The sequence below is a fragment of the Kitasatospora sp. NPDC048298 genome (genome assembly GCF_043201465.1).
Lineage (GTDB): Bacteria > Actinomycetota > Actinomycetes > Streptomycetales > Streptomycetaceae > Kitasatospora.
Genome location: NZ_JBICYZ010000005.1, coordinates 211,950 through 231,034, shown reverse-complemented (window position 1 = coordinate 231,034; position 19,085 = coordinate 211,950). Strand labels below are relative to the sequence as shown.

General features: G+C 71.9%; 16 protein-coding genes. 1 reads left to right on the top strand and 15 read right to left on the bottom strand.

Annotated elements, in window-relative coordinates:
- Positions 1-452: 452 nt before the first annotated feature.
- The 14 genes from ACGF0D_RS06710 to pyrR form a co-directional block, all read right to left on the bottom strand.
- The gene (locus tag ACGF0D_RS06710; RefSeq protein ID WP_392914176.1) at positions 453-2,522 is read right to left on the bottom strand and encodes a primosomal protein N'; all 2,070 of its coding nucleotides are present in this window, start codon (positions 2,520-2,522) and stop codon (positions 453-455) included.
- A gap of 91 nt (positions 2,523-2,613) precedes the next feature.
- Complete coding sequence (gene metK / locus ACGF0D_RS06705) at positions 2,614-3,837, bottom strand: methionine adenosyltransferase (RefSeq protein ID WP_392874811.1); 1,224 nt, start codon at positions 3,835-3,837, stop codon at positions 2,614-2,616.
- 152 nt (positions 3,838-3,989) lie between these two features.
- Complete coding sequence (gene coaBC / locus ACGF0D_RS06700; RefSeq protein ID WP_392914175.1) at positions 3,990-5,207, bottom strand: bifunctional phosphopantothenoylcysteine decarboxylase/phosphopantothenate--cysteine ligase CoaBC; 1,218 nt, start codon at positions 5,205-5,207, stop codon at positions 3,990-3,992.
- 145 nt (positions 5,208-5,352) lie between these two features.
- Positions 5,353-5,619 (bottom strand): DNA-directed RNA polymerase subunit omega, encoded by a 267-nt coding sequence (gene rpoZ, locus ACGF0D_RS06695; protein WP_030240625.1) that lies wholly within the window; start codon positions 5,617-5,619, stop codon positions 5,353-5,355.
- Between the two features lie 37 nt (positions 5,620-5,656).
- On the bottom strand, positions 5,657-6,214 hold the full coding sequence (gene gmk / locus ACGF0D_RS06690; protein WP_392874805.1) for a guanylate kinase: 558 nt from the start codon (positions 6,212-6,214) through the stop codon (positions 5,657-5,659).
- Positions 6,215-6,263: 49 nt separating this feature from the next.
- Positions 6,264-6,590: an integration host factor, actinobacterial type gene (mihF, locus tag ACGF0D_RS06685; RefSeq protein ID WP_030056187.1), complete on the bottom strand. Its 327-nt coding sequence runs from the start codon at positions 6,588-6,590 to the stop codon at positions 6,264-6,266.
- 445 nt (positions 6,591-7,035) lie between these two features.
- Positions 7,036-7,869 (bottom strand): orotidine-5'-phosphate decarboxylase, encoded by an 834-nt coding sequence (gene pyrF, locus ACGF0D_RS06680; protein ID WP_392874803.1) that lies wholly within the window; start codon positions 7,867-7,869, stop codon positions 7,036-7,038.
- A 29-nt stretch (positions 7,870-7,898) separates the two neighbouring features.
- Positions 7,899-9,002 carry a quinone-dependent dihydroorotate dehydrogenase gene (locus tag ACGF0D_RS06675; RefSeq protein WP_392874801.1) on the bottom strand — a complete coding sequence of 368 codons (1,104 nt, stop codon included), beginning with the start codon at positions 9,000-9,002 and terminating at the stop codon, positions 7,899-7,901.
- A gap of 88 nt (positions 9,003-9,090) precedes the next feature.
- Positions 9,091-12,399 carry a carbamoyl-phosphate synthase large subunit gene (gene carB / locus ACGF0D_RS06670; RefSeq protein ID WP_392874798.1) on the bottom strand — a complete coding sequence of 1,103 codons (3,309 nt, stop codon included), beginning with the start codon at positions 12,397-12,399 and terminating at the stop codon, positions 9,091-9,093.
- Positions 12,392-13,549, bottom strand: a complete 1,158-nt coding sequence (gene carA, locus ACGF0D_RS06665; RefSeq protein ID WP_392874794.1) for a glutamine-hydrolyzing carbamoyl-phosphate synthase small subunit — start codon at positions 13,547-13,549, stop codon at positions 12,392-12,394. The genes carB and carA overlap by 8 nt, the downstream gene beginning before the upstream one ends.
- On the bottom strand, positions 13,546-14,139 hold the full coding sequence (locus ACGF0D_RS06660; RefSeq protein ID WP_392914208.1) for a hypothetical protein: 594 nt from the start codon (positions 14,137-14,139) through the stop codon (positions 13,546-13,548). Before ACGF0D_RS06660 ends, carA begins: the two co-directional genes overlap by 4 nt.
- Complete coding sequence (locus ACGF0D_RS06655; RefSeq protein WP_392914174.1) at positions 14,139-15,443, bottom strand: dihydroorotase; 1,305 nt, start codon at positions 15,441-15,443, stop codon at positions 14,139-14,141. Before ACGF0D_RS06655 ends, ACGF0D_RS06660 begins: the two co-directional genes overlap by 1 nt.
- Positions 15,440-16,435, bottom strand: coding sequence for an aspartate carbamoyltransferase catalytic subunit (locus ACGF0D_RS06650; protein WP_392874788.1), 996 nt, complete (start codon positions 16,433-16,435; stop codon positions 15,440-15,442). Before ACGF0D_RS06650 ends, ACGF0D_RS06655 begins: the two co-directional genes overlap by 4 nt.
- 5 nt (positions 16,436-16,440) lie before the next feature.
- A complete protein-coding gene (pyrR, locus tag ACGF0D_RS06645; protein ID WP_392874786.1) occupies positions 16,441-17,064 on the bottom strand; it encodes a bifunctional pyr operon transcriptional regulator/uracil phosphoribosyltransferase PyrR in 624 nt (207 codons plus the stop codon).
- A gap of 330 nt (positions 17,065-17,394) precedes the next feature.
- On the opposite strand from pyrR, the gene ACGF0D_RS06640 reads away from it, so the two are divergent.
- Complete coding sequence (locus ACGF0D_RS06640; RefSeq protein ID WP_030056198.1) at positions 17,395-17,898, top strand: transcriptional regulator; 504 nt, start codon at positions 17,395-17,397, stop codon at positions 17,896-17,898.
- A gap of 148 nt (positions 17,899-18,046) precedes the next feature.
- Here the strand turns inward: ACGF0D_RS06640 and ACGF0D_RS06635 are convergent, their stop codons facing one another.
- Positions 18,047-18,964 (bottom strand): hypothetical protein, encoded by a 918-nt coding sequence (locus ACGF0D_RS06635; protein WP_392914173.1) that lies wholly within the window; start codon positions 18,962-18,964, stop codon positions 18,047-18,049.
- Between the last annotated feature and the right edge of the window lie 121 nt (positions 18,965-19,085).

Below are 19,085 nucleotides of genomic sequence, written 5' to 3'. Positions count from 1 at the left end.
AGAGCCGCCCGGACCGCTCCGAGGAACTGCCCGCCGGCGCCGAGCGCACCGGGCTGGCCGCGACCGTCCCGGCGGCCCGCCAGGGCGGCCTGGACCGCAGCAGCCTGGAGCGCGGCAGCCTCGACCGCGGAGCCCTGGAGCGCACGGCGATCGACCGCACCGCAATCGACCGCGCGCCGATCGACCGCACCGCGATGGACCGCGGCCCCCTGGACCGCACCCCCGTCGACCGCGGCACGACCGACCGCGGCACCCCCGTCGACCGCCCCCAGCCGGACCGCCCCGGCATCCCGCTGCGCGGCTGACCGAACCGACCGGACCGACCAACCCGACCGAGCCGACCGAGCCGACCAACCCGACCGAACCGCCACACCGGGGCCGGAGGCCGAACCCGGGGCCGAACCGGGGCCGAACCGGGGCGGGGTGGCCCACTCACCCCGCCCCACCCGGCGCTATCCGATCTCGGTCGGATCGATCCGCACGTCCAGACTCGCGGGCCCCCGCACGGCGGTCCGGGTGATCTGCGCGGCCTTGAGGGCCGCGGCCAGCGCGGCGCCCTGCCCGGGCGAGACCCGTAGCAGCGCTCTCTCCCGGTCCTCCCCCCGCACCTGCGGCAGCGGCACGGGCCCGAGCACATCGGCGCCCTCCGGCAGCTTGACGATGTCCAACAGGTCCGCCACGACCTTCGGACTCCCCACCACCGAGGCCATCCGTGACACCGGCGGGAAGTGCAGTTGGGCACGTTCGTCCAGTTCCATGCCCGCGTGCCCGAACGGGTCCCAGCGCACCAGTGCCTGTACCGGACGGACGGTCGGTTCGGCGACGACCACCACCGTGCCGCCCTCCGCACCGGACCGCACCAGCGCGGCCGCCGTCAGCCAGCGGTGCAGCGCGTACTCCCCCGCCCGCAGATCGGGGAACGTGAGGAGCGACCACCCGTCCAGCAGCAGGGCCGCCGCGTACCCGGGACCCTCCTCCACCACGGGCTCGGCCCCCGGAGTCGAGATGACCAGGGACGGTTCGTTCGGCACGGTGGCGAGCAGCGTGTCCCGTCCGGAGACCCGTACCGGCACCCCGGGGAAGGCCCTGCCCAGTTCCTCGGCCGTCCGGCGCGCCCCCACCACCTGCGCCCGGAGCCGGAACGAGCCGCACTCGGGGCAGTGCCAGTCCGTCTCGTCCTTCCCGCACCAGCCGCAGTGCAGCGGAGCGTCCGCCGAGACCGCTTCCAGCGGCCCCTCGCACTGCCGGCAGCGGGCGGGTTCACGGCAGCGGTTGCAGGCCAGCCGGGGCACGTAACCGCGCCGGGGCACCTGGATCAGGACCGGACCGCCGGCGGCGAGCCCGTCCCGCGCGGCCTGCCACGCCACGGACGGCAGTCGCGCGGCCTGCGCCGCCGCGTCCCTGGCCTCGTCGCGGTCGGTGACCGTACGCACCGCGGGTGCCGTCTCCCGCACCGTCTCGCGATCCGCCACGATCGACCTGGCCCAGCCGCTGCTGACCAGTTGGGCACCCTCCACCGTCACCGAGTGGCCGCCGAGGAGCACCGCCGCGCCCGCCTCCGTCGCCCGGAGCAGCGCGACGTCCCGGGCGTGCGGATAGGGCGCGTGCCCGTCGCTGTGGCTGCTGTCGCCGTCCGACCAGACCACCACCAGGCCGAGGTCGCGGACCGGTGCGAACATCGTCGCCCGGGTCCCGATCGCGGCGTGTACGGACCCGCGGCTCACGGCCAGCCATCGCGTGTACCGCTCGCGGGGGCCGAGATCGGCGGCGAGAACGGCGTGCCGCCCCTCACCCAGCAGTTCGGTGAGCGCCCGGTCCACCCGGGCGGTGGCCCGCCCGTCGGGCAGCACGACCAGTGCGCCCCGGCCGCTCGCCAGGGCGGCCGCCACGGCCCGGGCGATCTCGTAGGGCCATCCGCGCCCGGGCAGCGCCGCCCAGACGGCCCGCGGCGAGCCCCCGTTCGCGAGTGCGGCCAGGAAGTCCGGCCCCGCGGGGTACCGGGACCAGCCGCCCGGGGCCGGCGGGTCCGGCCTGGGACGGGACGGCGGCGAGGGCTCCGCCTCCGCCTCGCCGTGCCGGGGCGGTACGGCGAGCTGGAGGACGTCGGCCAGGGTGCCCGCGTACCGGTCGGCGACCGTACGGCACAGGTTCAGCAGCTCGGGCGAGAGCACCGGCTCGGGCGAGATGACCTGCGCGATCGGCGCCAGGGCGTACGGGTAGTCGGTCTTCGCGAGCCGCTCGACGATGAACCCGTCGTGGAGCGTCCCGCCCTGCCGTTCCCCGTTGACCAGTCGGGCCCCGAAGCGGACCCGGACCCGGACTCCGGGTTGCGCGGCCTCGTCCATGATCGCCGGAACCTCGTAGTCGAAGAACTGGTCGATGCTCAGGACGCCCTTGTCGACCACGACCCGGGCGATCGGATTGTGTTCCGCCCGCTTGGCACCGCGCCACGTCCTGGGCTTGGCCCGCTTGACCGTCTCGCGGATGAACGCCAGCTGCTCTGGCTCCCCTGTGCTGCTCATCACTTCCCAGTACTACCAGGTCACACCGACAACGCACGAGGCGGCGCCCACCCCCGGACGGGGGCGGGCGCCGCCTCACTCAAGCTGTGCGTCAGTCCTGCACGGCCGCCTTCAGCTGCTCCACCCGGTCGGTGCGCTCCCAGGTGAAGTCCGGCAGCTCACGGCCGAAGTGGCCGTACGCCGCGGTCTGGGCGTAGATCGGGCGCAGCAGGTCCAGGTCGCGGATGATCGCGGCCGGACGCAGGTCGAAGACCTCGGAGACGGCCTTCTGGATGGCGAGGACCGGGACGGTCTCGGTGCCGAAGGTCTCCACGAACAGGCCGACCGGCTCGGCCTTGCCGATCGCGTACGCGACCTGCACCTCGGCGCGGCGGGCGAGGCCGGCGGCGACGATGTTCTTCGCCACCCAGCGCATCGCGTACGCGGCCGAGCGGTCCACCTTGGACGGGTCCTTGCCGGAGAAGGCACCGCCGCCGTGGCGGGCCATGCCGCCGTAGGTGTCGATGATGATCTTGCGGCCGGTGAGGCCGGCGTCGCCCATCGGGCCGCCGATCTCGAAGCGGCCGGTCGGGTTGACCAGCAGGCGGTAGCCCTCGGTGGTCAGCTTGATGCCCTGCTCGGCCAGCGCCTTCAGCTCCGGCTCGACCACGAACTCGCGGATGTCCGGGGTGAGCAGCGACTCCAGGTCGATGTCGCTGGCGTGCTGGGTGGAGACGACCACGGTGTCGAGGCGGACGGCCTTGTCGCCGTCGTACTCGATGGTGACCTGGGTCTTGCCGTCGGGGCGCAGGTACGGGATGGTCCCGTTCTTGCGCACCTCGGTCAGGCGGCGGGAGAGGCGGTGCGCCAGGGTGATCGGCAGCGGCATGAGCTCGGGCGTCTCGTCGGACGCGTAGCCGAACATCAGGCCCTGGTCGCCGGCGCCCTGCTTGTCCAGGTCGTCCGTGTCGTCCCCCTGGGAGGCACCCTCGACGCGCGCCTCGTACGCGGTGTCGACGCCCTGCGCGATGTCGGGCGACTGGGCACCGATGGACACCGAGACACCGCAGGAGGCGCCGTCGAAGCCCTTCTTGGAGCTGTCGTAGCCGATCTCCAGGATCTTGTCCCGGACGAGCTGGGCGATCGGCGCGTACGCCTTGGTGGTCACCTCGCCGGCCACGTGCACCTGGCCGGTGGTGATGAGCGTCTCCACGGCGACCCGGGACGTCGGGTCCTCCCGCAGGAGAGCGTCAAGGATGGTGTCGCTGATCTGGTCAGCGATCTTGTCGGGGTGTCCCTCGGTCACGGACTCCGAGGTGAACAGGCGGCGAGACACAGCGCTCCCTGGGGTTGCAGCGGCTGCTGACTGAAGTTCCCCGGGGCGACCCGGGGAACTCCGGAAAGACTTGATTCCTGGAGTCTAACCGTCTGCTTCCGTCGAACGTCACCCGCTTCAGAATTTCTCGAGCGGCGCGCGAACGGTTCCGATCAGTTGCCGCCCGTTTCCAGCCGCTTTGCCACCAGGTCCCAGATCACGTCCGCGAGGGCCTCCTTCGGGCCCACCGGAACGGCCGTCTCACTGCCGTCCGAACCCAGGACCACGGCCTCGTTGACGTCCGTACCGAAGGCCTTGCCGTTGCCCACCTCGTTCACGACGAGCAGGTCACAGCCCTTGCGGGCGAGCTTGGCGCGGCCGTTGGCGAGCACGTCGTCGGTCTCCGCCGCGAAACCCACGACCAGTTGACCCGAACGGGCCCGGTGGGCCGACAGCTCGGCCAGGATGTCGGGGTTGCGGACCAGGACGACGGGCGGCTGTTCGACCCCCTCGACCTTCTTGATCTTGCCGGTCGCGTACTCGGCGGGCCGGAAGTCCGCCACCGCCGCGGCCATGACCACGGCGTCCGCGTCCCGGACCGCCTCCAGCGCCGCCTCCCGAAGCTCCAGCGCGGTCGAGACGTGCACCACGTCCACCCCGGCCGGGTCCGGCAGCTCGGCATTGGCCGAGAGCAACGTCACCCTGGCGCCACGCGCCGCGGCCGTCGCGGCGAGCGCGTAGCCCTGCTTGCCGGAGGAACGGTTGCCCAGGTAGCGCACCGGGTCCAGCGGCTCCCGGGTGCCGCCGGCCGAGACCACCACGTGCCGGCCGGCCAGGTCGGTCGGCACCGGCCCGCCGCGACGCAGCACGGCCCGGCAGGCGTCGAAGATCGCGGACGGCTCGGGCAGCCGGCCCTTGCCGGTGTCCTTGCCGGTCAGCCGTCCGACGGCCGGCTCCAGCACGATCACGCCCCGGCGGCGCAGCGTGGCCACGTTCTCCCGGGTGGCCGGGTGCTCCCACATCTCGGTGTGCATGGCGGGCGCCACCACGACCGGGCAGCGGGCGGTGAGCAGGGTGTTGGTCAGCAGGTCGTCGGCGAGGCCGTGGGCGGCCTTGGCGATCAGGTCGGCGGTGGCCGGGGCGACCACCACCAGGTCGGCCTGCTGCCCGATCCGCACGTGCGGCACCTCGTGGACGCGCTCCCAGGTCTCGGTGGCGGCCGGGCGCCCGGACAGCGCCGCCCAGGTCGCCTCGCCGACGAAGTGCAGCGCGGCCGCGGTCGGCACCACGGCGACCTGGTGGCCGGACTCGGTGAAGCGGCGCAGCAGTTCGCACGCCTTGTAGGCGGCGATCCCGCCGCTCACGCCGAGGACCACACGGGGGGCGTCCACAGTCACCTTCCAACCCTTCGTCCGAACAGGAACGCGCCCACCCTACGGCCCCTCGACGATCACCCGCACCGTGGTGCCGCCCACAACGCCGAAGGGCCCGGCGGAAACGATTCCGCCGGGCCCTCCCGGAAATTCAGCGACCGCCTCAGGCAGCCTCGATCGCCTCGGCGGTCAGCATGCCCGCGTTGATCTCGCGCAGCGCGATCGACAGCGGCTTCTCGTGCACGTGGGTGTCGACCAGCGGGCCGACGTACTCCAGCAGGCCCTCGCCGAGCTGGGAGTAGTACGCGTTGATCTGGCGCGCGCGCTTGGCGGCGTAGATCACGAGGCTGTACTTGGAGTCGGTGGCCTCGAGCAGCTCGTCGATCGGCGGGTTGATGATGCCCTCGGGCGCGGTCATGGAAGAGGACACGCTAAAACCTTCCGAAAAGGTGGAAAAGACAGACAGGTCAGGCTACACCGAGCAAGGCTAGCAGTTCGGCCGCTACCTGCTCGACGGAGGTGTTGACAAGGGTCGTGTCGAACTCGGTCTCGGCCGCGAGCTCGACCTTGGCCGCCTCCAGCCGCCGCTCGATCACGTCCTGCGACTCGGTGCCCCGGCCGGTCAGCCGGCGGACCAGCTCGTCCCAGCTCGGCGGAGCCAGGAAGACCAGCTGCGCCTCGGGCATCGACTCGCGCACCTGGCGGGCGCCCTGGAGATCGATCTCCAGCAGCACCGGCTCGCCACGCTCCAACTTCTCCAGCACGGCCGCGCGCGGGGTCCCGTAACGGTTCCCGGCGAACTCGGCCCACTCCAGCAACTCGCCGTTGGCGACCAGCTTGTCGAACTCGTCGTTGTCGACGAAGTGGTACTGGACCCCGTTCTTCTCGCCGGGCCTCGGGTGGCGGGTCGTCGCCGACACCGAGAGCCAGACCTCGGGGTACATCTTCCTCATATGAGCGACGACCGTGCTCTTGCCGACCCCCGAGGGGCCGGAGAGCACGGTCAGCCGCGGACGCTCACTCATGCACCGATTATCCCGGATCGCGGGGGATCCTGGGACCACGGGGGCACGGTCAGGCGGCGCCACCGCCGAACTCCCGCTCCAGGGAAGCGATCTGGTTCGTACCGAGGCCGCGGACGCGGCGGCTCTCACTGATGCCGAGGCGCTCCATGATCTGCTTGGCACGGACCTTGCCGACGCCCGGAAGGGACTCCAGCAGGGCCGAGACCTTCATCTTGCCGATGACGTCGTTGTCGGCCTTGCCGGCCTTGATGACCTCGTGCAGGGAGGCGCCGGAGTGCTTGAGCCGGTTCTTGACCTCGGCGCGCTCCCGGCGAGCCTCGGCGGCCTTGGCGAGCGCGGCGGTGCGCTGTTCAGGGGTAAGGGGCGGAAGGGCCACGCCGTTCACCTCAGGGTGTGGATGGATGGATTGAGCTAGGACTGGTTCGGTACCGAGGACACCGTCCGCAAGGGGAACCACAAGGCCCTGACCTGCGGGAGCCACGGAAATCGCGGCTCGCCGATGACCTATCGCCGGACACTACCCGGATTGCGGCGCCACGTCAGGAAAAGAACACGAAAAGTCCTGGTCAGCCAAGGCCGACCAGGACTTTCCAGGGCAAAATGACCGCGATTGCGAGGCTTTGGCGGTGCCGATGTGACGGCGCTCACGTCGACTCCGCGGCCACCGCGCGGTCCTGCGGACACTCCGCAGGGTCACCACGCGGCTACCTGAACGACGGGTTCCGCTACTTGACGGCCGACTTGACGGCCGACTTGGCGACCGAGTTGGCGGCCGAGTTGGCGGCCGACCCGACCGCCTACGCGGCGGCCCACTCGGCGCCCTACCTGACGGCGTCCGCGAACTCCCCGACGAAGCGCTCCGCCGCCTCCCGCAGCGCCGGCACCGAGGGCCCGTGCTTGAGCACGTCCCGGCTGACGCTCGGCACCACGTTGATCACCGAACCGCCGAACACCCGCGGCAGGTCCGCCATGGTCGCGCCCTGGGCGCCGATCCCGGGCGCCAGCAGCGGGCCGTTGATGGCCAGTTCCACGCCCGCGTCGGCCAGCGTCGCGCCGACCACCGCACCGAAGGAGCCGAGCGGCGCGGCGCCCTCGTTCTCGGCTGCCAGCTGGCGCAGCACCGAGGCCGCGACCGGCTCGCCGTCCGCGCCCACCGCGCGCTGGACCTCGGCGCCCTCCGGGTTGGAGGTGAGCGCCAGCGCGAACACGCCGCAGCCCTGCTCCCGGGCCAGGTCCAGGGCCGGGCGCAGCGAGCCGAAGCCCAGGTACGGGCTGACCGTCACCGCGTCCGAGAACAGCGGGCTGGCCGGCGACAGGAAGGCCTCGGCGTACGCGGCCATGGTGGAGCCGATGTCGCCGCGCTTGGCGTCCATCAGGACCAGCGCGCCGGCCGCCCTGGCCTCCTCGACGGTCTTCTCCAGCACCGCGACGCCCTTGCTGCCGAAGCGCTCGAAGAAGGCGGCCTGCGGCTTGAGCACGGCCACCCGGTCCGCCAGCGCCTCGACCACGGTGCGGCTGAAGGTCTCCAGCCCGGCGAGGTCGTCGCCGAGCCCCCACGCGGCGAGCAGGGAGGCGTGCGGGTCGATGCCGACGCAGAGCTGGCCGCGGGTGTCGAGGGCCTGGCGCAGCCGGGCGCCGAACGGGGCGAGGGTCATGTCGTCCTTTCCAGAACCGATGGGGGTGTTCACGCGCCGCGGACGGCGCTGCCGACGGCCTCGGCCAGGTTGCGGAAGCCGCCCGCGCGGACCTTGGCGGACAGGCCCTTGTGGATCTTCCGGCACCAGAACGGGCCCTCGTAGATGAAGGCGCTGTAGCCCTGGACCAGGTCGGCGCCGTGGACGATCCGCTGCCAGGCGTCCTCGGCGGTCTCGATGCCGCCGACCGAGACCAGGGTCAGCCGGCCCCCGGTGCGGGCGCGCAGCCGCTGGAGCACCTCCAGGGCACGGGCCTTGAGCGGGGCGCCGGACAGGCCGCCCATGCCGATCTCCTCGACCCGCCGGGCGTCGGTGCGCAGGCCCTCGCGGCCGATCGTGGTGTTGGTGGCGATGATGCCGTCCAGGCCCAGCTCCAGGGCGAGGTCGGCGACCGCGTCGACGTCCTCGTCGGCCAGGTCGGGGGCGATCTTGACCAGCAGCGGCACGTGGTGCGGGGTGGTGCGGTCGGCGGCCTCGCGGACGGCGGCGAGCAGCGGCCGCAGGTGGTCCACGGCCTGGAGGTTGCGCAGCCCGGGGGTGTTCGGCGAGCTGACGTTGACCACCAGGTAGTCGGCGTACTTGGCGAGCCGCTCGGTGGACTTCACGTAGTCGGCGACGGCGTCGGCCTCCTCGACCACCTTGGTCTTGCCGATGTTGACGCCGATCACCGGGGTGGAGCTGGTGTGCGGGCGGGCGGCCAGCCGGGCGGCGACCCGGGCCGAGCCCTGGTTGTTGAAGCCCATCCGGTTGATCAGCGCGCGGTCCTCGACCAGGCGGAACAGCCGGGGCGCCGGGTTGCCGGGCTGGGGCTCGCCGGTGATGGTGCCGATCTCGACGTAGTCGAAGCCGAGCATCGACAGGCCGTCGATGCCGACGCCGTTCTTGTCGAAGCCGGCCGCCAGGCCGAACGGGCCGGGCAGGTCCAGGCCGAGGGCGCGGGTGCGCAGGGCGCGGTCCCGCGGGGCGAGCACCAGCCGCACCAGGGTGCGCAGACCGGGCACCGAGGAGGCCAGGCGGATCCAGAAGAAGGCCAGGTGGTGGGCCTTCTCGGGGTCCATCTTCTTGAAGACCAGATCGAACAGAAGCTTGTACAAGGGTGGTTCAACTCCCGGACCAGAAGCCGTACTCGGGCATGGAAGTGGGGGGCACCCAAAGGCTCCGGTGCCCCCCACTGCGGTGGTGCTACTTGCGGCCGGCGTTGATCAGCTCGGCGTGCTCCTGGAGCGACATCACCCCGACCTCGTCGCGCAGCAGCCGGTCGATGCCCTGGACGGCCGCGCCCATCGCCTGGACGGTGGTCAGGCAGGGCACCGCACGGGCCACGGCCGCGGTGCGGATCTCGTAGCCGTCGAGGCGCCCGCCGGTGCCGTACGGCGTGTTGATGATGAGGTCGACCTCACCGGCGTGGATCAGCTGGACGATGGTCCGCTCGCCGTTCGGGCCCTCGCCCTCGCTGTGCTTGCGCACCACGGTGGCGGGGATGCCGCCGCGCTGGAGCACCTCGGCGGTGCCGGCGGTGGCGAGCAGCTCGAAGCCGAGGCCGACCAGCGCGCGGGCCGGGAAGACCAGGTTGCGCTTGTCCCGGTTGGCGACGGAGACGAAGACCTTGCCCTTGGTCGGCAGCGCGCCGTAGGCGCCGGTCTGCGACTTGGCGTAGGCCGTGCCGAAGACCTTGTCGATGCCCATGACCTCACCGGTCGAGCGCATCTCCGGGCCGAGCACGGTGTCCACGCCGCGGCCGTGGACGTCGCGGAAGCGGCTCCACGGCATCACGGCCTCCTTGACCGCGATCGGCGCGTCGGCGGGCAGGGTGCCGCCGTCGCCCTCGGCCGGGAGCAGGCCCTCGGCGCGCAGCTCGGCGATGGTGGCGCCGAGCGAGATTCGGGCGGCGGCCTTGGCCAGCGGTACGGCGGTCGCCTTGGAGGTGAACGGGACGGTCCGGGAGGCGCGCGGGTTGGCCTCCAGGACGTAGAGGATGTCCCCGGCCATGGCGAACTGGATGTTGATCAGGCCGCGGACGCCGACACCGCGGGCGATGGCCTCGGTGGAGGTGCGCAGGCGCTTGATGTCGAAGCCGCCGAGGGTGATCGGGGGCAGCGCGCAGGCGGAGTCGCCGGAGTGGATGCCGGCCTCCTCGATGTGCTCCATGACGCCGCCGAGGTAGAGCTCGGTGCCGTCGTAGAGCGCGTCGACGTCGATCTCCACCGCGTCGTCCAGGAAGCGGTCGATGAGCACCGGGTGCTCGGAGATCAGACCGGCGTGCCGCTCCAGGTACGAGGCCAGCGAGGCCTCGTCGTAGACGATCTCCATGCCGCGGCCGCCGAGCACGTAGGACGGGCGGGCGAGCACGGGGTAGCCGATCTCGTCGGCGATCGCCTTGGCCTCCTGGAAGGAGAAGGCGGTGCCGTGCTTGGGGGCCGGCAGGCCGGCGTCGCTCAGGACGCGGCCGAAGGCGCCGCGCTCCTCGGCGAGGTCGATCGCCTCGGGCTGGGTGCCGACGATCGGCACGCCGTTGTCCTTGAGCGCCTGGGCCAGGCCCAGCGGGGTCTGGCCGCCGAGCTGGACGATCACACCGGCGAGCGGGCCGGCCTGCTGCTCGGCGTGGACGATCTCCAGCACGTCCTCCAGGGTGAGCGGCTCGAAGTAGAGCCGGTCGGAGGTGTCGTAGTCGGTGGAGACGGTCTCCGGGTTGCAGTTCACCATGACGGTCTCGTACCCGGCGTCGGCGAGCGCGAAGGAGGCGTGCACGCAGGAGTAGTCGAACTCGATGCCCTGGCCGATGCGGTTCGGGCCGGAGCCCAGGATGATCACGGCGGGCTTGGTGCGCGGGGCGACCTCGTTCTCCTCGTCGTAGGACGAGTAGAAGTACGGGGTCCTGGCGGCGAACTCGGCGGCGCAGGTGTCGACGGTCTTGAACACCGGGCGGATGCCGAGGGCGTGGCGCACCTCGCGGACGACGTCCGGCTTCAGGCCGCGGATCTCGCCGATCTGCTGGTCGGAGAAGCCGTGCCGCTTGGCGTGGCGCAGCAGCTCGGGGGTGAGCTCGGCGGCCTCGGCCAGCTCGCCGGCGATCTCGTCGAGCAGGAAGAGCTGGTCGACGAACCACGGGTCGATCTTGGTGGCCTCGAACACCTCCTCCGGGGTGGCGCCGGCCCGGATGGCCTCCATGACGGTGTTGATCCGGCCGTCGGTCGGCACGACCGCCTTGGCCAGCAGCTCCGCCTTGTCGCCGAGGGGGCCGGTCCAGGAGAACTGGGAGCCCTTCTTCTCCAGCGAGCGCAGCGCCTTCTGGAGCGCCTCGGGGAAGTTGCGGCCGAGGGCCATGGCCTCGCCGACGGACTTCATGGTGGTGGTCAGCGTGGCGTCGGCGCTCGGGAACTTCTCGAACGCGAACCGCGGCACCTTGACGACGACGTAGTCGAGGCTCGGCTCGAAGGAGGCCGGGGTCTCCTCGGTGATGTCGTTCGGGATCTCGTCCAGGGTGTAGCCGACGGCCAGCTTGGCGGCGATCTTGGCGATCGGGAAGCCGGTGGCCTTGGAGGCGAGCGCCGAGGAGCGGGAGACGCGCGGGTTCATCTCGATGACGATGACCCGGCCGTCCTCGGGGTTGACCGCGAACTGGATGTTGCAGCCGCCGGTGTCGACGCCGACCTCGCGGATGACGGCGATGCCGATGTCGCGCAGGATCTGGTACTCGCGGTCGGTGAGCGTCATCGCCGGGGCGACGGTGATCGAGTCACCGGTGTGCACGCCCATCGGGTCGAAGTTCTCGATGGAGCAGACGACCACGACGTTGTCGTTCTTGTCGCGCATCAGCTCCAGCTCGTACTCCTTCCAGCCGAGGATGGACTCCTCCAGGAGCACCTCGGTGGTCGGCGAGAGGGTCAGGCCCTGGCCGGCGATGCGGCGCAGGTCCTCCTCGTTGTGGGCGAAGCCGGAGCCGGCGCCGCCCATGGTGAAGGAGGGCCGCACGACGACCGGGTAGCCGCCGAGCGTGTCGACGCCGGCCAGCACCTCGTCCATGGTGTGGCAGATGACCGAGCGGGCGGACTCGCCGTGGCCGATCTTGGCGTTGACGGCCTCGACGACGCCCTTGAAGAGGTCGCGGTCCTCGCCCTTGTTGATCGCCTCGACGTCGGCGCCGATCAGCTCGACGCCGTACTTCTCCAGCGTGCCGGCGCCGTGCAGCGAGATCGCGGTGTTGAGCGCGGTCTGGCCGCCCAGGGTCGGCAGCAGCGCGTCGGGGCGCTCCTTGGCAATGATCTTCTCGACGAACTCCGGGGTGATCGGCTCGACGTAGGTGGCGTCGGCGATCTCCGGGTCGGTCATGATCGTGGCCGGGTTGGAGTTGACCAGGATGACCCGCAGGCCCTCGGCCTTGAGGACCCGGCAGGCCTGCGTACCCGAGTAGTCGAACTCGGCGGCCTGGCCGATCACGATCGGGCCGGAGCCGATCACCAGGACGGACTTGATGTCGGTGCGCTTAGGCACGCTGGGCCTCCATGAGCTTCACGAAACGGTCGAAGAGGTAGGCCGCGTCGTGCGGGCCGGCAGCAGCTTCGGGGTGGTACTGCACGCTGAAGGCGGGGACGTCGAGCGCCTGGAGGCCCTCGACCACGTCGTCGTTGAGGCAGACGTGGGAGACCTCGACCCGCCCGTAGGGCGTGTCGCTCACCGTGTCCAGCGGGGCGTTCACGGCGAAGCCGTGGTTGTGGGCGGTCACCTCGACCTTGCCGGTGGTGCGGTCCTGCACCGGCTGGTTGATGCCGCGGTGGCCGTACTTGAGCTTGTAGGTGCCGAAGCCCAGGGCGCGGCCGAGGATCTGGTTGCCGAAGCAGATGCCGAAGAACGGCGTCCGGCGCTCCAGCACGCCCTGCGCGACGGCGACCTGGTGGTCGGCGGTGGCCGGGTCGCCCGGGCCGTTGGAGAAGAACACGCCGTCCGGCTGGACCGCGTAGAGGTCCTCCAGGGTGGAGTTGGCCGGCAGCACGTGCACCTCGATGCCGCGCTCGGCCATCCGGTGCGGGGTCATCCCCTTGATGCCGAGGTCCAGCGCGGCGACGGTGAAGCGCTTCTCGCCGATCGCGGGGACGACGTACGCCTCGGTGGTGGCCACCTCGGCGCACAGGTCGGCGCCCTTCATCTCGGGCGACTCCTGCACCCGGGTGAGCAGGGCGGCCGGGTCGGCCAGCGCCTCGCCGGAGAAGATGCCGCAGCGCATCGCGCCGCGCTCGCGCAGGTGGCGGGTCAGCGCGCGGGTGTCGATGCCGCTGATGCCGACGACGCCCTGGGCGACCAGTTCCTCGTCGAGCGAGCGGCGGGAGCGCCAGTTGGAGGCGACCCGGGCGGGGTCGCGCACGACGTAACCGGCGACCCAGATCTGCTTGGACTCGTCGTCCTCGTCGTTCCAGCCGGTGTTGCCGATCTGCGGGGCGGTCATCACGACCACCTGGCGGTGGTACGACGGGTCGGTGAGGGTCTCCTGGTAACCGGACATGCCGGTGTTGAAGACCGCCTCGCCGAAGGTCTCGCCGATGGCGCCGTAGGCCTGGCCGCGGAAGGTCCGGCCGTCCTCCAGGACGAGCACGGCAGGCACTCGTTCCCGCCGTTGGCGCTGCGTGGTGGGGGCAGGTGCGGTCATTGCGCGGCCTCTTCCGTCTTCGTCTTCGTACGTGTTGCGAGCTGAGCGATCGCCTCGACCCAGGCGGCGTGCTCATCGGGGTGGTCGGCCCGGAAGCCGGAGTCCAGCTCAATGGTGCCCATGGGGGTCCCCCCGGCCGAAGGCTGGGGGAGCGCCCAGGTGACGACGAGCAGCCCGGAGGGGACGACCTTGCCGGCGATGCCGGAGTCCGTGCGGGCACCGGTCAGGTGCTCGGCCGGGATCCAGAAGTCGACGTCACCGGGGCGCTGCACCAGCAGGCCGTCCTCGCCGAGGGTGAGGTCGGCGCGGCTGCGGGTGCCCAGGCCGTGGGCGACGACCCGGTCGAGCCAGTTCCCGGCGGTGGTCGTGCCGTGGTACCGGCCGCTGGTCTCCAGGATGGTGCGCCCGGCGCGGGCCGGCACGGCCGGCAGCGGAGGCATGCCGGACTGCAGGGTGCGCCGCCAGTTCCAGCCCTGGCGCATCAGCCAGTAGACGAGGCCGATCACGATCAGCAGCCCGACGGACCAGCCGATGTAGCCGGGCCAGTCGGTGACCTTCGCCTGCTCCTGGGCGAGCGCGGCGTGGTCCATCACCGGGTGCCGTCCTGCTCGGCGAGCTCCCCGGCCAGCACCGTGGCGCGGCCCCGCAGGAAGGTGGCGTGCACCCGTCCGGGCAGGTCAAGGCCCTTGTAGGGGGTGTTGCGGCTACGGGTGGCGAAGCTGTCCGGGTTCACGGCTCCACGGTACGCGGGATCGAACAGGACCAGGTTGGCAGGCTCACCCACCGAGACCGGCCGGCCCTGGCCGGTGAGACGGCCGATCCGGGCCGGGCGGTGCGACATCCGGTCCGCGACGCCCTCCCAGTTCAGCAGGCCGGTGTCGACCATGGTCTGCTGCACGACCGACAGCGCGGTCTCCAGGCCGACCATGCCCATCGCGGCCACGGCCCACTCGCAGTCCTTGTCCTCGTCCGGGTGCGGCGCGTGGTCGGTGGCGACGGCGTCGATGGTGCCGTCGGCCAGCGCCGCGCGCAGCGCCCGGACGTCCTCGGCGGTGCGCAGCGGCGGGTTCACCTTGTACACCGGGTCGTAGGTGCGGACCAGCTCGTCGGTGAGCAGCAGGTGGTGCGGGGTCACCTCGGCGGTGACGTCCCAGCCCTTGGACTTGGCCCAGCGGACGATCTCGACCGAGCCGGCCGTGGAGAGGTGGCAGACGTGCAGCCGGGAGCCGACGTGTGCGGCGAGCAGCACGTCGCGGGCGATGATCGACTCCTCGGCGACGGCCGGCCAGCCGCCGAGCCCGAGCTCGCCGGAGACCTGGCCCTCGTTCATCTGGGCGCCCTCGGTGAGCCGGGGCTCCTGGGCGTGCTGGGCGACGACGCCGTCGAAGGCCTTGACGTACTCCAGGGCGCGGCGCATCAGCACCGCGTCGTCCACGCACTTGCCGTCGTCGGAGAAGACCCGGACGTTGGCGGCGGACTCGTGCATCGCGCCGAGCTCGGCGAGCTTCTTGCCCTCCAGGCCGACGGTGACGGCGCCGACCGGCTGGACGTCGCAGTAGCCGGCCTCCTGGCCGAGCCGCCAGACCTGCTCGACCACGCCGGCGCTGTCGGCCACCGGGGTGGTGTTGGCCATCGCGTGGACGGCGGTGAAGCCGCCCATCGCGGCGGCCTGGGTGCCGGTGAGCACGGTCTCGGCGTCCTCGCGGCCGGGCTCGCGCAGGTGGGTGTGCAGGTCGACCAGGCCGGGCAGGGCGATCAGGCCGGTGGCGTCGATCTCGATGTCGGCCTCGACCGTCAGGCCGGTGCCGATCGCCTTGATCACGCCGTCGGCGAGGTGGAGGTCCTGCGGGTCGCCGCCCAGGATCTTGGCGTTGCGGATCAGGTAGCTCGTCACTGGGAGGTCTCCACGGAGTCGGTGCGGGAGGAGTCGGTGGGGGTGGGGGTGTCGGCGAAGACGGCGCCGCCGAGGAGCAGGTAGAGGACGGCCATCCGGACGGAGACGCCGTTGGCGACCTGCTCGATGGCGGTGCAGCGCGGCGAGTCGGCGACCTCGGCGGTGATCTCCATGCCGCGGACCATCGGGCCGGGGTGCATCACGATCGCCCGGTCCGGCAGCTGGGCCATCCGGCGGCCGTTCATGCCGTAGCGGCGGCTGTACTCGCGCTCGGTCGGGAAGAACGCGGCGTTCATCCGCTCGCGCTGCACCCGCAGCATCATCAGCGCGTCCGTCTTGGGCAGCACGGCGTCCAGGTCGTAGCTGATCTCGCAGGGCCAGTTCTCGACCCCGATCGGCAGCAGCGTCGGCGGGGCGACGAAGGTGACCTGCGCGCCCAGCGTGTTCAGCAGGTGGACGTTGGAGCGGGCGACCCGGCTGTGCAGGACGTCGCCGACGATGGTCACCCGGCGCCCCGCGAGGTCGTTTCCGCTGCCGGGGTTGAGGTGGCGGCGCATGGTGAAGGCGTCGAGCAGCGCCTGGGTGGGGTGCTCGTGGGTGCCGTCACCGGCGTTGATCACGCTGCCGTGCAGCCAGTCGGACTGGGCCAGGCGGGCCGGCGCGCCGGAGGCGTGGTGGCGGATGACCACCGCGTCGGCGCCCATCGCCTGGAGGGTCAGCGCGGTGTCCTTGAGGCTCTCGCCCTTGGAGACCGAGGAGCCCTTGGCGGAGAAGTTGATGACGTCGGCCGACAGGCGCTTCTCTGCGACCTCGAAGGAGGTCTTCGTCCGGGTGGAGTCCTCGAAGAAGAGGTTGACGACGGTGCGGCCACGCAGCGTGGGCAGCTTCTTGACGGCCCGGCCGGAGAGCTGGGCCAGCTCCTCGGCGGTGTCCAGGATCAGCAGCGCGTCGTCGCGGCTGAGATCGGCGGCGGAGACGAGGTGGCGCTTCACGCGGGTCACTCCGGGAGGTGCGGTTCGGAAGGCTGGGAGGCCAGGGCCTGCGAGGAGCGGACGGCGAAGTCGCGGTCGCCGACCAGGACGGCGTCCACGCCGTCGCTGTCGGACAGGCGCACCTGCACGGCCTCGCGCAGCGAGGTGGGGAGGTTCTTGCCCACGTAGTCGGCGCGGATCGGCAGCTCGCGGTGGCCCCGGTCGACCAGGACGGCGAGCTGGACGGCGCGCGGGCGGCCGATGTCGTTCAGCGCGTCGAGCGCGGCGCGGATGGTGCGGCCGGAGAAGAGCACGTCGTCGACGAGGATGACGAGCTTGCCGTCGATGCCGCCGGGCGGGATCTCGGTGTGCTCCAGGGCGCGGGCGGGCTTCAGCCGCAGGTCGTCCCGGTACATGGTGATGTCCAGGGTGCCCAGCGGGATGTCGCGCCCGGTGATCTGGGCCAGCCGGCCGTGCAGGCGGCGGGCGAGGTGGACGCCCCTGGTGTGGATGCCGAGCAGCACGACGTCCTCCGCGCCCTTGGCGCGCTCGACGATCTCGTGCGCTATCCGGGTGACGACCCGGGCGATGTCCGCGCCGTCCAGCACCTGGTGCGGCGGCCGGGACGTCGGTTCATTGTGTGTGGTCATGCCGAAGCGGACCTCCTTCCCCGCCTCACGGGACGGGTCTTAAAGGATGTCTGGGATGGCCCCCGCCGGCCGGGCGTGGGCTTCGGGTCATCCTACCAGCGCGCCGGATCGCAAACAGAAGTCCATCATTCCGCTTCCCGGGGTTAACACTCCGGACGCGCCGACGATGCGGGCCATTCGCACGACTGCCCCATTCGGCTTGACGCATCTACCTTACTCTACGTAACCTCACAGTGAGTTACGAGACGGACGTCGGACCCACCGGTAACGACGTCGGCAATCACCCGTGACCCACCACTGAACGCGAAGCAATCTCGTCCGGGGAGATCAATGTCCAGCGACTACGCGAAGCAACTCGGAGGCAAGCTCCGAGCGATCCGCACCCAGCAGGGGCTCTCCCTGCACGGTGTCGAGGAGAAGTCCCAGGGGCGATGGAAGGCAGTCGTCGTCGGCTCGTACGAGCGTGGTGACCGTGCGGTCACCGTGCAGCGACTGGCCGAGCTGGCGGAGTTCTACGGCGTCCCGGTGCAGGAGCTGCTGCCCGGCGGCACCCCCGGCGGCGCGGCCGAGCCGCCGCCGCGCCTGGTCCTGGACCTGGAGAGACTGACCCAGGTCCCCTCCGAGAAGGCCGGTCCGCTGCAGCGCTACGCGGCGACCATCCAGAGCCAGCGCGGCGACTACAACGGCAAGGTGCTGTCGATCCGCCAGGACGACCTGCGCACCCTGGCCGTCATCTACGACCAGTCCCCGTCGATCCTCACCGAGCAGCTGATCTCCTGGGGCGTGCTGAACCCCGACGCGCGCCGTGCGGTGCGCGAGGAGGACGCGAGCTGAGGCTCACCGCACCGGCTCCCGCCAGCGGATCCAGGGACAACCCAGCACTCGCTTCCGTAGTGCTGGCAAGCAGAAACGTCACGGCGCGGCTCCCCGGTTCGGGGGCCGCGCCGCGGTGTGGTCACACCGCGGCGGCGCGGCGCGGGCGTCAGCAGACCGTGCCCAGGCTGTAACCGGGCTGCGCGGCCACGCCGTCCAGCCGGACCGGCCGGTCGGCCGGCGCCCACTCCTGGCCGCCGCTCGACCAGGCCCAGGAGGCCGGCAGGTACTCCCCGCAGGTGGCCGCCGAGCCCTGTGAGCCGTGCAGCACCGCGACGCCCGGCAGCTCCAGGGCCAGCCCGGCGCAGAGCACCGCGCAGACCAGCTCCAGGTCCTCGTCGTTGATCCGGACCACGCCGTCCTCCCACTGGAGCACCCGCGCCGCGGCGGTCAGCGTCCCGCCGGGCGCGTCCACCCGCAGGCGCAGCTCGTACACGCCGGCGCCCGCGCCGACCAGCATCCGCCGGAACACCTCGCCCCCGCGCTGGTAGGCGGCGCGCACCCAGGCGGCGTGCTCCTCGTCGGGCGCGCCCGCGCCCCCGTACAGGCCCCCGTCGAGCAGCAGGTCGGCGTGGCAGAGCGTCAGCCCGTTCTCCCGGGCCCGCACCAGGCGCGGCACGAAGTCCCCGGCCAGCTCCTCGCCCTGGTAGGACAGCAGCTGGGTCTGCAGGGCCGGGTTGACCAGGTAGCGGTCACGGGCGGCGGGCTCGGCCGGGTCCAGCCCGTGCAGCACGCAGAACTCCTCGAAGTCCTGCGGGTGGAACATCCGGGCCCGGACGGTGTCGAACCGCTCCAGCGCCTCGGCCAGCAGGTCGGCGGTGTCGGCCAGGTAGCGCTCGTGGTCGGGGGCGTCCGAGATCCCCCAGGCGCGGGCCCGGGCGAAGTCCGCGGCGTTGGTGAGCACCCCGATGACGAACGCCTGCTCGGCTCCCTCGGCCGGCCGCGGCCGGTGCGGAGCCCGCACCACGGGCCGCGAGCCGCCGGAGGTGCAGTCGGAGTTACGGCGGGCGCGCCCCTTTTGGCTCATCGATGGCTCCTGGCTTCGGCGGTCGGGTGAAGTTGACGGTCGGCGACGAGCTCGCCGCTGACCGTCTTCCTCCCCATCCGCGCGCGCCGCACACGTACGGCGTGTCACAGGAATGTAACCA

What these genes read in the sequence shown, in the direction of transcription:
- ACGF0D_RS06640 (WP_030056198.1), top strand. Translation starts at nt 17,395, where the DNA reads ATGTCCAGCGACTACGCGAAGCAACTCGGAGGCAAGCTCCGAGCGATC.
- gmk (WP_392874805.1), bottom strand. Translation starts at nt 6,214, where the DNA reads ATGAGTGAGCGTCCGCGGCTGACCGTGCTCTCCGGCCCCTCGGGGGTC.
- pyrR (WP_392874786.1), bottom strand. Translation starts at nt 17,064, where the DNA reads ATGACCACACACAATGAACCGACGTCCCGGCCGCCGCACCAGGTGCTG.
- ACGF0D_RS06635 (WP_392914173.1), bottom strand. Translation starts at nt 18,964, where the DNA reads ATGAGCCAAAAGGGGCGCGCCCGCCGTAACTCCGACTGCACCTCCGGC.
- ACGF0D_RS06660 (WP_392914208.1), bottom strand. Translation starts at nt 14,139, where the DNA reads ATGGACCACGCCGCGCTCGCCCAGGAGCAGGCGAAGGTCACCGACTGG.
- ACGF0D_RS06710 (WP_392914176.1), bottom strand. Translation starts at nt 2,522, where the DNA reads ATGAGCAGCACAGGGGAGCCAGAGCAGCTGGCGTTCATCCGCGAGACG.
- pyrF (WP_392874803.1), bottom strand. Translation starts at nt 7,869, where the DNA reads ATGACCCTCGCCCCGTTCGGCGCCCGGCTGCGCCAGGCCCTCGACACC.
- carA (WP_392874794.1), bottom strand. Translation starts at nt 13,549, where the DNA reads ATGACCGCACCTGCCCCCACCACGCAGCGCCAACGGCGGGAACGAGTG.